Below are 13,110 nucleotides of genomic sequence, written 5' to 3'. Positions count from 1 at the left end.
GACGTATGGATAAATACATTCCATATACATCGTGAAAACAAGGAGGAAACATGGTGAGTCCATTGAAGGTATCATCCCGCTCTAATCCGAATTCCGTCGCAGGAGCTCTCGTAGCGGTAATCAGGGATCAAGGGTATGCTGAAATGCAGGCGGTCGGTGCAGGCGCATTGAACCAAGCCATCAAAGCGGTCGCAATAGCACGCGGTTTCGTCGCCCCAAGCGGAAGCGACCTCGTATGCGCCCCGGCATTTACCGATATTGAAATTAACGGTGAGGGAAGAACAGCTTTGAAGCTGTTAGTGGAAAAAAGAAAACGAAGTTAGATGCAAAGAAATAAAGCTAAAATAAGGCTGTCGAGAAAGTCGGAAAGATGACTTTCTTGACAGCTTTTTATAATCGCGTCCAAAGCAAGCCACTCCGCGCCCAAAGATGGCTATCCCGCGTCCAAAGTCAGCCATTCCGCGCCCAAAACAAGCCCCCCTACGCTCAAAACGTACCCCCATAAAAAGAGTATTGTCACACAGTTGTCTAAAACATCCGCAATTCAGGAAATGAAAACTCACACCACTTCAAACTGGTAAGAAGTTCATGTATAATGAAATAAATCTGTTCAATTCCCACAAGGTTTGAAGAAAGGGGAAGTATTACATGAATGAAGAGCAACGCCTGGCAGCCGGGCTCGTCAAACCGGATACAGTGAAAACTTCAACTGCACCGGAAAAGGACTATAGTAAATATTTTGAGACTGTCTACACACCTCCATCCTTGAAGAAAGCGAAAAAGCGAGGAAAAGAGGAAATTGCCTATCACGATGATTTCCAAATTGATGAGCGCTTTCTTGGCATGGGTGCCGGACGTAAATTTTATATTCGTACATATGGCTGTCAAATGAATGAACACGATACTGAAGTGATGGCAGGCATTTTCACGGGATTGGGATACGAAGCAACGGACACAGTAGATGATGCAGACGTCATTCTTTTAAATACATGTGCCATTCGTGAAAACGCTGAAAACAAAGTGTTTGGTGAATTGGGACACCTGAAACCGTTAAAACTTGAAAGACCCGATTTGCTCATTGGAGTATGTGGCTGCATGTCGCAAGAGGAATCAGTCGTCAATAAAATATTGCAAACATACGATCAAGTCGATATGATTTTCGGAACACACAATATCCATCGATTGCCGAATATTCTGCACGAAGCATATATGTCGAAAGAAATGGTCGTCGAAGTATGGTCAAAGGAAGGGGATATTATTGAAAACCTTCCAAAAGTCCGTCATGGCAATATTAAAGCGTGGGTCAACATCATGTATGGTTGCGATAAGTTTTGCACGTATTGTATCGTGCCGTACACAAGAGGTAAAGAGCGCAGCAGACGACCGCAAGATATTATTCAAGAAGTGAGAAAGCTCGCTGCGCAAGGTTATAAAGAAGTTACACTTCTTGGACAAAATGTCAATGCTTACGGAAAAGATTTTGATGATATCGAATACCGCTTAGGAGACTTGATGGATGAACTCCGTAAAATCGATATTCCGCGCATCCGCTTTACGACGAGTCATCCAAGAGACTTCGACGATCACCTCATTGAAGTTCTTGCAAAAGGCGGTAACTTGCTCGATCATATCCACTTGCCTGTCCAATCAGGCTCAAGTGACATTTTGAAGATTATGGCACGGAAGTATTCAAGAGAATCGTTTTTGGAGCTCGTACGTAAAATTAAAGCTGCAATACCAAATGTCACGTTGACAACGGATATCATTGTCGGCTTCCCGAATGAAACGGATGAGCAATTTGAAGAAACGCTTTCCTTGTATAAGGAAGTCGGGTTTGAAATGGCTTATACGTATATTTATTCACCACGTGAAGGGACGCCTGCCGCAAAGATGGTGGACAATATTTCAATGGACGTGAAAAAAGAACGTCTTCAACGCCTTAATAAGCTCGTCAATGATATGTCGGCAGAAGCGATGAAGCCATACAAAGGAAAAGTTGTCAAAGTGCTCGTCGAAGGTGAAAGTAAAAGGAATCCAGAAGTTCTTTCCGGTTATACCGAGAAAAATAAACTCGTCAATTTTAAAGCACCACGTTCCGTAATCGGCGAAATTGTCAATGTGAAAATTACTGATGCCAAAACATGGTCACTCGATGGTGAGTTTATCGGTGTCGTAAAAGAGGAGAAGGTGATGTCATAATGGAAAAACTTTATACGAAAGAAGAGATTATTGAAAAAGCGCGGGAAATAGCCCATATGATCGCAAATACGGAACAAGTTGAATTTTTTAAACGGGCGGAAGAACAAATTAATGAAAACCAAAAAATCCGTGAAAAAATTGCGAGTTTACGGTCGTTGCAAACACAAGCGGTCAATTTCCAAATGTATGAAAAAGAAAGAGCGCTTGCAATTATCGAAGGGAAAATTGATAAGATTCAAGAAGAAATCGATGATGTTCCGATTGTACAGGAATTCAAGCAATCACAGCTTGATGTGAACGAACTACTCCAGCTCGTTTCCAACACAATTGCTAACAGTGTAACGGACGAGATTATCGAATCCACGGGTGGAGATATACGCCGTGGTAAGACTGGATCATACGTTAAAAATACAAACTATAAGCAGCTATCATAATCTAAACCGATGAGGATAAATTCCTCGTCGGTTTTTTTCACTTTCTGGGCTTCTAGTGCATAGGATAAATAGACGTCAACGAAGGAGGAAACGAACTGAAGAATTTACGGCAAATTGTGACGAAGGCAGTCATTGCAAAAGGGAAGCTAAGGACGGAATCGAATGTCTCACTGAAGCCGCCGAATAATCCGTCGAGCATATTAGGCTGCTGGGTGATCAACCACACGCATCATGCGAAAAAAGTGGGACGCTATGTTGAAGTGACCGGGAAATTTGATGTGAATGTCTGGTATTCGCACCATGACCACTCAAAGACTTCCGTCTATTCGGAATCGGTGCCGTATAAGGATCGAATTAGGCTCCATTATCGGGATGAGCCGGTGTCCGGTCAAGAAGAAATAATCGTCAACGTCGTCCAGCATCCGAATTGCACAGAAGCACTCATTTCTGAGTGTGGGGAAAAATTCATTATTAAAGTGGAAAGGGAACTGGTTGCGGAAGTTGTTGGTGAAACAAAAGTGTGCATCACAGTCCACCCACATCATTTCGAAGAGGAATGGTCATTTAAAGATGAATCGTCTTCCCATCAAGGCCACAAACATGACCATCATAAGGGCGATGACGAGAAGCGTCATGATGACAGAGGGAAGGATTCACGTCCATTTTAAGCCGGAAGGAGCATCCGGCTTTTTTTTGTGCGAATCGAACCGGTTTTTCAGGTTTGCTACTTTGAAGCTACATGATTTGTTATAATATAAGAAAACGAATGTTTAGCGAGGTTCTGGAATGACTACATACACACCGATGATTCAACAATATTTACAAATAAAAGCCGAATATGAGGACGCGTTCCTCTTTTTCCGTTTAGGCGATTTTTATGAACTGTTTTTCAACGACGCGATAGAAGCATCCAATATTCTTGAGATTACATTGACGAGCAGAGACGGGGGAAGTGCGGACAAGATTCCGATGTGTGGAGTGCCTTTCCATTCAGCAGAGGGCTATATTGAAACATTAGTCTCAAAAGGCCACAAAGTGGCAATCTGTGAACAGACGGAGGACCCAAGAGTTGCAAAAGGAATTGTGAAACGGGAAGTCGTGAAAGTGGTCACTCCGGGAACGCTTACGGAAGGGAAATCTCTAGATGCCAATGCAAATCATTTCATCGGCGCTGCTGACCAGCTTGATGAACGACGGTACGCGCTAGCCTATGTCGATCTTGCGACGGGTGAAGGAAAAGCCGAAATCGTATTAGGTGATGAACGAACGTTAATTGGTGAAATCGAAGCGCTTGGGATGAAAGAGATTGTTGTCCGGGAGCGATTGCATATCACGTTGAATGAATGGATGGCAAAAAGAGATATCGTCCTATCTATGGAAAACGGGGATGAAGATGACAGCTCATTAAACGTCCTAACGCAAATTCCACAAGAATTGAACGAAGCATGCAACATTCTCGTATCCTATTTAAAGCGCACACAAAAATCTTCTTTGGAGCATTTGCGTCCTTTCGAATATATACAGAAGTCAGGCAAACTATCGATTGATGCGAACTCAATGCGTAATCTAGAGCTTGTTCAATCAATTCGGAACGGAAGTAAAGAAGGAACGCTTTTCTGGCTATTGGATGAGACGTCGACGGCGATGGGCGCACGGAAATTGAGATTATGGATCCATCAGCCTCTTGCTGACCGAGCTGCAATTGAAGATAGGCTTACAATCGTGTCCGATTTACTAGAAGATTACTTTCTTCGAGATGATTTGAAAACATCGTTGAAGGAAGTATATGACCTTGAGCGTTTGTCTGGAAGGATTTCTATGGGGAGTGCTAGTGGTAGAGATCTTGCTCAACTACGAAACTCTCTTCGAAAGGTACCTCATTTGAAGCAGGCACTTCAACAGTCTGGTTATGAGCGGCTACAACGGTTTGCAGAACAAATTGACCCATGTTCCGAAGTGCATGATCTTTTGGAGTCGTCAATTGCAGAGAACCCACCAATCTCCGTTAAGGAAGGCGGCATCATTAAGGACGGCTACAACGAAAAGCTCGATCAATACAGAGATGCCTCGAGAAACGGCAAGGAATGGCTAGCAAGACTTGAACGTGAGGAACGGGAACGGACAGGCATAAAAAACTTGAAAATCGGGTATAACCGCATTTTCGGCTATTTTATTGAAATTACAAAATCCAATATCCATCTGGCAGATTTGGCCCGCTATGAACGCAAGCAGACACTGGCCAATGCGGAGCGCTATATCACTTCTGAGTTGAAGGAAAAGGAAGAGTTGATCCTAAATGCGGAAACGCAAGGCCAAGAGCTAGAATATACGCTATTCTGCGAAGTGCGTGATGAAATGAAAAACTATATCCGAAGGGTTCAACAATTAGCGGGTGTTCTTTCAGAGCTCGATGTACTACTATCTTTTGCGGAAGTGTCAGAAAAGCAACGGTTCGTTAGACCGCATTTTCATGACGGTCGGGCATTGGAAATAAAAAATGGACGGCACCCAGTCGTAGAGAAGATGATGGATCATTCATTATACGTGCCGAATAGTTGCACATTGACCGAAGATGCAAATATGCTCCTTATTACTGGTCCCAATATGTCAGGTAAAAGTACATTCATGCGACAAGTCGCCTTAACGGTAGTTATGGCTCAAATAGGCTGCTATGTACCGTGTGAGTCCGCAAGACTTCCTGTGACGGATCAAATTTTCACGAGGATCGGAGCAGCGGATGATTTAGCATCTGGACAAAGTACATTTATGATGGAAATGATGGAGTCAAAATATGCCATTGCAAATGCAACCGGTAACAGTTTGCTTCTCTTCGATGAAATTGGTAGGGGAACTTCGACGTATGACGGAATGTCACTTGCACAGGCAATGATGGAATTCATTCATGATGAAATTGGTGCGAACACATTGTTTTCAACCCATTATCATGAACTTACGAAGCTTGATATGGAATTGGAAAGACTTGCGAACGTCCATGTCGCTGCGATGGAACAGGAAGGGAGAGTCGTCTTTCTCCACAAAGTGATGGCGGGCCCGGCGGATAAAAGTTACGGCATACATGTTGCGCAGCTAGCGGGTCTTCCGGAAACGATTGTAGTGCGAGCGAAAAATTTGCTTGATGCTTTTGAGAGCGGTGAAAAAGCAGCTGCTTTGACTAGTGCAACGGAACAATTAACGTTTTTTGACTTACGAGAGGAACCCGATCCGGTACTCGAATTGAACAAATCCGTATTAAGTCAAATGAAACAGACAGACTTAGTGAATTTGACACCAATGCAGGCGATGAACTTAATCCTTGACTGGCAAAACCAGTTAAATGCGAGTAATAAAGCAGACTGATCAGGACTGTCGGTTGCGATCGCTTGTCGAATAAAACAAATTTCGATGAATAAAAGACATAAGGAGGGGTCCAATGGATATTATTTCAGTCATGGATGATTCATTATCCAATAAAATTGCTGCTGGGGAAGTCGTCGAGCGCCCGGCTTCGATTGTAAAGGAATTGGTCGAAAACTCGATTGACGCCGGCAGCACATCGATTGAAATTGCACTTGAAGAAGCCGGACTCACTTCCATTCGAGTAACCGATAATGGAAAAGGGATGTCACGTCGCGATGCCGTCCTTGCTTTTGAACGCCATGCAACGAGTAAAATATTGAATGAGCATGATCTATTTCGGATCAGAACCCTTGGATTTAGGGGAGAGGCGCTTGCCAGTATCGCTTCCGTCTCTAAAATTAGCCTTTTCACGTCGGATGGGGAAACGGAAGGGACAGAAGTGCAAATTGACGGGGGAGTCGTTCTTAAACAATCCAATGCCGCGTTCAGAAAAGGAACTGATATGACGGTTTCACAACTTTTTTACAACACGCCTGCGCGATTGAAATATATGAAAACAATCCAGACCGAGCTTGGGCATACAATAGATCTCGTCAACCGTCTTGCCCTAAGCCATCCCGATATCGCTTTCAAACTGTCTCATCATAGCCAAACTATTCTGCGGACGTCAGGCAGCGGGGATCGGCGGAAAGTGCTAACGGATATTTACGGAATGGCTGTTGCGCGTAAAATGGTGCCATTTGCCGGAGAGAATGCTGATTTCAAAGTAGACGGATACGTAACCTTGCCTGAAATGACACGAGCATCCAAAAACTATATGACACTAATCGTGAATGGAAGATGGGTGAAGAGTTATGCTGCGAACCAGGCGGTACTTGATGGATTGCACACGTATTTGCCGATTGGACGTTTCCCAATTGCGGTCATTAACGTGGAAACGGATCCGTTTTTGACGGATGTTAACGTGCATCCATCTAAACAGCATATTCGCCTAAGCAAAGAAGGAGAGCTTTTTGACCTTATTAAATCATCTGTTCATGAAGCGGTGAAACGGTCGATTATCGTCCCTGATGCTGTGAAAAAAGAACCTGTCCAAAGAATACCTTCCGAGCAAGTAACAATTTGGAATGAATTCCGGAATACAACCGTCGGAAAGGAACAACAAGTCGAAGAAGACAAGTTGGAAATCGTTAAAAAGGAATCAAATGTCGAGAAAGACACGATCGAAAACCGTCCGGACGAGACGAAACCGATTCAGACGAACTACATTCAGACAGAACAAATCCAGACCAACCCGGTCCAAACTGAATACGAGACTTCTAATGAAAATAGTGTAGAAGCGGCACAGTCTGAAAAAGTGATGGAAACTAATGAATTGCCTGTTGCTGAGCCAATTGAAGCAACTGAGCCAACTGAACCAAAAGAAAATCACTTCCCGTCGCTTGTGCCAGTCGGCCAAGTCCATGGTACGTACATCATTGCGCAAAACGAAGACGGATTTTACATGATTGATCAGCACGCAGCTCAAGAGCGTATCAAATATGAATTCTTCAGAGAAAAACTGAGTAAAGTGGAAGAGGATGAGAGGCAATTGCTATTAATGCCGCTCATCTTCCATTATTCAGGCGATGACATGGTGAAAATAGAAGAATGTCGGGAAACGTTGAATGAAGTAGGCGTCTTCCTTGAGGAATTCGGACCCTCCTCTTATACCGTTAAAGAATATCCTGCTTGGTTTCCGGCAGGAGAAGCGTCGACTCTTATCGAAGAGTTAATTGAGCAAGTGCTAACGACTCGGAAAGCAGATATCGGAAAGTTACGTGAAGAGACGGCAATTATGATGAGCTGTAAACGTTCCATTAAAGCAAATCATCATCTTTCGATCGTAGATATGGAAAGGCTATTAAACGATCTGTCGCTCGCGGAAAATCCGTATACATGCCCACATGGACGGCCAGTCCTTGTTCATTTTTCAACTTATGAAATTGAAAAGATGTTTAAAAGAGTAATGTAATTAACTGGGGGAGTCGTTTATTCGTTTTTTGTAGGAATCCTATAGTTGAACAAGGGAGAGGATATGACAATGGGTGAGTTCATATTAACAATCGACCAAGGCACGACTAGTACAAGGGCAATCCTATTTAATCGTAAGGGAGAAATCGTTCATACCGCGCAACGGGAATTTACACAAATTTTCCCGAAGCCAGGCTGGGTAGAGCACAATGCAAACGAAATATGGGGTTCCGTCTTATCCGTCATTGCTTCAGTTCTGACGGAAAGTGAACTGCAACCGGAAGATATCGATGGAATCGGTATTACAAACCAGCGGGAGACATCAGTCGTCTGGGATAAGCACACTGGACAACCTGTCTATAACGCGATTGTTTGGCAGTCGAGACAGACACAACACATTATTAATGAGTTAAAAGAGGACGGTAAGGAAGAGACCATCCGTACAAAGACGGGCTTGCAGCTCGATCCTTATTTTTCCGGCTCGAAAGTGAAATGGATCCTCGATGAAGTGGAAGGGGTACGGGAGCGAGCGGAAAAAGGTGAACTCCTTTTTGGAACTATCGATTCTTTCCTCATTTGGAAGTTGTCAAATGGGGCAGTCCACGTAACTGATTACTCCAATGCTTCCAGGACGATGCTTTTCAATATTCATGAACTCCAATGGGATAAGGAGCTTTGTGACTTGTTGGAGATTCCGATGGGCATGCTTCCTGAAGTAAGGATGTCTTCCGAAATTTATGCCCACACAGACCCTACTGTCTTTTTTGGTGCATCCGTCCCGATTGCGGGGGCGGCGGGCGATCAGCAATGCGCTTTGTTCGGGCAAGCTTGTTTTCACGAAGGTATGGCGAAAAATACGTATGGCACAGGCTGTTTCATGTTGTTGAATACGGGCGAGAAACCTGTGACTTCCGAAAATGGACTCCTTACAACGATCGCATGGGGATTGGATGGACAGATTACATATGCGCTCGAAGGCAGTGTGTTTGTTGCTGGTTCTGCTATCCAATGGCTTAGGGATGGGATGCGGATGATCCAAAAAGCGGCTGATTCAGAAATGTACGCTACACGAATTGCTTCTACGGAAGGTGTGTATGTCGTACCCGCATTCGTCGGACTCGGTACGCCGTATTGGGATTCAGATACGAGAGGTGCGGTATTCGGTTTGACGCGTGGAACGGAAAAAGAGCATTTCATCAGGGCAACCGTCGAATCGCTTGCATATCAGACGAAAGATGTGCTGTTAACGATGGAAAAGGATGCTAACATCGAAATTGACATTTTGCGTGTAGACGGTGGCGCTGTCGCCAATACGTTCCTTATGCAATTTCAAAGTGATTTACTCCAAATCGAAGTGGAACAATCGGTTTACTTAGAGACAACTGCACTTGGAGCGGCATATTTAGCAGGTCTTGCAACTGGCTTTTTTGAATCTTGTGAGTCTGTTGAAGCATTATGGGCTAAAGAACGGACGTACTCCCCAAAGATGGAAGTAGAAGAGCGAGATGTCTTGTACAACGGCTGGAAAAAAGCTGTTGAAGCGGCACGCCTATTCAAACTTTGAGTGGAGGAGAGCGAAAGATGTTATCATCGATCACAAGACCGAAAGTAAAACAGTTCATGCAGGACTATCAGTTTGACTTGCTCGTCATTGGTGGAGGAATAACCGGAGCCGGCATTGCCCTTGACGCAGTGACGAGAGGATTATCTGTCGCACTAATTGACATGCAAGATTTTGCAGCAGGTACTTCCAGCCGATCGACGAAGCTCATTCATGGCGGCTTACGTTATTTGAAACAGCTGGAGTTGAAAATCGTTTCGGAAACCGGTAAGGAAAGGGATATCGTCTATCGAAATGCACTTCACGTGACACAGCCCGAGCGCATGCTTCTTCCTTTTCACAAAGGAGGCTCGTTCGGAAAGCTGACAACATCTGCCGGTTTGTTTGTCTATGATAAACTAGCAGGTGTAAAAAAAGAGGAGCGCCGCGAAATGCTGTCAGCTAAAGAGACGCTTGCGATGGAGCCGTTAGTGAGGGAGGGTGGCTTACTAGGCGGCGGGCATTATGTTGAATACCGGACTGACGATGCTCGGCTGACGATTGAAGTTTTGAAAAAAGCTTCTCAGAGAGGCGCGCTTTGCTTGAATTACATGAAAGCTGAGCAATTTAACTATCGAGATGGCAAAGTGGTAGGTGTTACTGCTCGGGACATGATTACAAGTGAAGTGATGGATATTAACGCTACCGTAATTGTTAATGCCACAGGTCCTTGGGTTGATGAAATGCGGGAAAAAGATGAAGTGTCAAATGATAAACGATTACGATTGACAAAAGGATCCCATATTGTAATTGATAAGTCGATTTTCCCATTACGTCAAGCCGTTTATTTCGACTCGCCTGACGGCAGAATGATTTTTGCCGTCCCGAGGGGTAATAAAGCATATATCGGGACAACAGATACATTTTTTGAAGGTGATCGTGTCAATCCCGTTGCTAGTGAAGAGGATATTACGTATCTCCTGCAAGCTCTTCGTTATATGTTCCCCTCCGTTAAAGTACGCCGCAACGATGTCGAATCGACATGGGCCGGAGTGCGTCCACTTATTTACGAAGAAGGGAAAGATCCATCCGAAATTTCAAGGAAAGATGAAATTTGGGAATCGGGAACGGGATTGATCACCATTGCAGGTGGTAAATTGACCGGCTATCGTAAAATGGCTGAAACCGTTGTGGACGATATTGTAAAACGAATTCCGACAACATCGTACGGTCCATGCATAACTGAACATCTCCCGTTGTCTGGTGGTGACTTTAAGAATGAAGAACAGTTCACCATTTTCATTGAAAGCAAGTCGAATGAAGCTGAATTATACGGGCTTACGAAGGAAGAAGGACGGGCGCTCGCTTCTTTGTACGGAACGAATGTCGACAAGGTCTTCAACTATGTCAGTGCTGTTTCAACAGAGAACACAATGTTGCCGGCTACATGGAAAGCGGAAATACTTTATGCAATCCATTTTGAAATGGCGATGACGCCATCCGACTTTTTCATAAGAAGAAAAGGCGACCTATTCTTCAACATAGCGTATGCCAAACTGTATAAAGAGGCGGTGACGGACTATATGGGAGCCATCCTATCCTACACCGAAGAAACGAGAGAGCGCTATCTCTCCGAATTGGAGCAACATATTAAAGAGGCTGAAGGAAAGGTCGGTGAGCGTGTGTGAATGAACAGGTGCTGACGATGTCAGACGGTTTTTCCATCCATACTGTTTATGCGCATCCCGAAGCGACGCCTATCGCGCATGTTCATCTTCTGCACGGAATGGCAGAGCATATTGGCCGATACGAAGAGTTCATCACCTTTCTCGTAGATGAAGGCTTTGCAGTATCCGGGCATGATCATCGCGGCCATGGCCAGACAGCCATTTTGAACGGAAAACTGGGCCATTTTGGCGATGTGACAGGCTTCGATAGAATCGTTGAAGATACGCATGAAATCATCGGTTTTCACAGGAATAAATTTCAAACCCCCCGTGTAATCCTTATTGGACATAGCATGGGTTCATTTGTAGCAAGGAGATACGCTCAAAGGTTCGGAAAGAAACTCGACAAACTTATTTGTTTAGGCACTGCAGGTGATCCTGGAGTGAGCGGCATCGTTGGACAAGTTCTAGCCTATTTGAAAGGCAAGGCAACAAAATTCGATGAACCGGAATATTTCATTAACAAGTTAATATTCGGTAGTTACAATAATATAGTCGATACACCGAAAACATCTTTTGACTGGCTTTCGACAGACGAAGAAACGGTGGAGAACTATATTAATGATCCGCTATGCGGTTTCGTGCCGACAACTCGTTTATTCATCGATTTGTTCGAAGGGCTTGCGAAGATTAATGACTCGAACAGCATCGGACAAGTTCCACGCGAATTACCGATTCTTCTCCTTTCAGGCTCCAACGATCCCGTTGGCAATAAAGGTAAAGGCGTTTGGCAGGCTGCAAGGCAATTTGCAGATGCAGGCATAATAAACGTATCAGTTATGCTATATGAAAGTGGCCGCCATGAAATGTTGAATGAAGTAAATCGGAAACAAGTATTTAATTTCATAAAGGATTGGATAATAAAAGAATGAAACAATCAGAAAGAGTCATCGCAATTGTAGGACCGACAGCATCAGGCAAAACATCGTTAAGCATAGAGCTTGCCAAAAGGCTAAATGGTGAAATTATTAATGGGGACGCAATGCAAGTATATAAAGGATTAAATATCGGCACAGCGAAAATTACAGAAGATGAAAAGGAAGGAGTTCCTCATCATCTGTTCGACATTAAAGAGCCAACAGAATCATTTTCCGTCGCGGAATACCAGTCGACTGTGCGAAACTGTATAGAAGATATCCAGAGTCGAGGAAAACAACCGATTATCGTTGGTGGAACCGGTTTGTATATCCAGTCCGTTCTATTCGATTTCAGGTTTACAGAAGAGGCCGGGGATGAAAAAGTCAGGTCTGAATTGGAAAAAGAACTAGAAACGGAAGGTGGCTCGCAACGTCTATATGAACGTCTACAGAAACTGGATCCTTCCAGTGCGGACAAAATCCATCCGAATAACTATCGCCGATTAATACGAGCACTCGAAATTATTGAGGTGACGGGTAAGACGAAGGAAGAGCACGAAAAAGGAGCAGGAGAGGCAACGTTATATGATCATTTAATCGTCGGCCTTACTTTGGACCGGGAACTGCTATACAATCGTATTAATCAAAGAGTAGAGCTAATGATGGAGGCTGGCTTGCTCGAAGAGGCTAGACGCTTGTGGGAAAATGGTGTTCGCAATGTCCAGTCGGTCCAGGCGATCGGCTATAAGGAACTATATGAACACTTCGAAGGCAAGATCTCATTGGACGAAGCCGTAGAGCTAATCAAAAAACATACTCGTCATTATGCAAAACGTCAAATGACATATTTCCGGAACAAAGTGGAAATCTCCTGGTTCGATGCAAATTCGGACAAGGAAAATATTGTAGATGGAATTTTATCGATTTTGAAGGGTTTTCAAGGGGTAGAATCGAATAAGTAAGAAGGCAAGAGAAATATAGAA

At 44.0% G+C, this 13,110-nt stretch carries 10 protein-coding genes; all 10 read left to right on the top strand.

Annotated features, from left to right (window positions below; all coding sequences use genetic code 11):
* Window positions 1-53 precede the first annotated feature (53 nt).
* Entirely contained in the window at window positions 54-323 is a 270-nt protein-coding gene (locus tag QM454_RS14640) for a stage V sporulation protein S (protein ID WP_153010004.1), read from the top strand.
* A gap of 325 nt (window positions 324-648) precedes the next feature.
* On the top strand, window positions 649-2,199 hold the full coding sequence (gene miaB, locus QM454_RS14635) for a tRNA (N6-isopentenyl adenosine(37)-C2)-methylthiotransferase MiaB (RefSeq protein WP_432359220.1): 1,551 nt from the start codon (window positions 649-651) through the stop codon (window positions 2,197-2,199).
* Window positions 2,199-2,633, top strand: coding sequence for a RicAFT regulatory complex protein RicA family protein (locus tag QM454_RS14630; protein WP_432359218.1), 435 nt, complete (start codon window positions 2,199-2,201; stop codon window positions 2,631-2,633). The genes miaB and QM454_RS14630 overlap by 1 nt, the downstream gene beginning before the upstream one ends.
* Window positions 2,634-2,749: 116 nt before the next feature.
* The gene (gene cotE, locus QM454_RS14625) at window positions 2,750-3,301 is read left to right on the top strand and encodes an outer spore coat protein CotE (RefSeq protein WP_432359216.1); all 552 of its coding nucleotides are present in this window, start codon (window positions 2,750-2,752) and stop codon (window positions 3,299-3,301) included.
* A 118-nt stretch (window positions 3,302-3,419) separates the two neighbouring features.
* Complete coding sequence (mutS, locus tag QM454_RS14620) at window positions 3,420-5,990, top strand: DNA mismatch repair protein MutS (protein ID WP_432359214.1); 2,571 nt, start codon at window positions 3,420-3,422, stop codon at window positions 5,988-5,990.
* Between the two features lie 73 nt (window positions 5,991-6,063).
* Window positions 6,064-8,004 (top strand): DNA mismatch repair endonuclease MutL, encoded by a 1,941-nt coding sequence (gene mutL, locus QM454_RS14615; RefSeq protein WP_432359212.1) that lies wholly within the window; start codon window positions 6,064-6,066, stop codon window positions 8,002-8,004.
* A 69-nt stretch (window positions 8,005-8,073) separates the two neighbouring features.
* The gene (gene glpK / locus QM454_RS14610) at window positions 8,074-9,567 is read left to right on the top strand and encodes a glycerol kinase GlpK (RefSeq protein WP_432359211.1); all 1,494 of its coding nucleotides are present in this window, start codon (window positions 8,074-8,076) and stop codon (window positions 9,565-9,567) included.
* A gap of 17 nt (window positions 9,568-9,584) precedes the next feature.
* Window positions 9,585-11,231, top strand: a complete 1,647-nt coding sequence (locus QM454_RS14605; protein WP_432359209.1) for a glycerol-3-phosphate dehydrogenase/oxidase — start codon at window positions 9,585-9,587, stop codon at window positions 11,229-11,231.
* Entirely contained in the window at window positions 11,228-12,142 is a 915-nt protein-coding gene (locus QM454_RS14600; protein WP_432359207.1) for a lysophospholipase, read from the top strand. The genes QM454_RS14605 and QM454_RS14600 overlap by 4 nt, the downstream gene beginning before the upstream one ends.
* A complete protein-coding gene (gene miaA, locus QM454_RS14595; RefSeq protein ID WP_432359206.1) occupies window positions 12,139-13,089 on the top strand; it encodes a tRNA (adenosine(37)-N6)-dimethylallyltransferase MiaA in 951 nt (316 codons plus the stop codon). The genes QM454_RS14600 and miaA overlap by 4 nt, the downstream gene beginning before the upstream one ends.
* The last annotated feature ends 21 nt before the right edge of the window (window positions 13,090-13,110 follow it).

It is taken from the genome of Sporosarcina sp. UB5 (genome assembly GCF_050859005.1).
GTDB lineage: Bacteria > Bacillota > Bacilli > Bacillales_A > Planococcaceae > Sporosarcina.
Note: the sequence above shows the minus strand (reverse complement) of the source record. Positions and strands in the feature narration are given on the sequence as shown.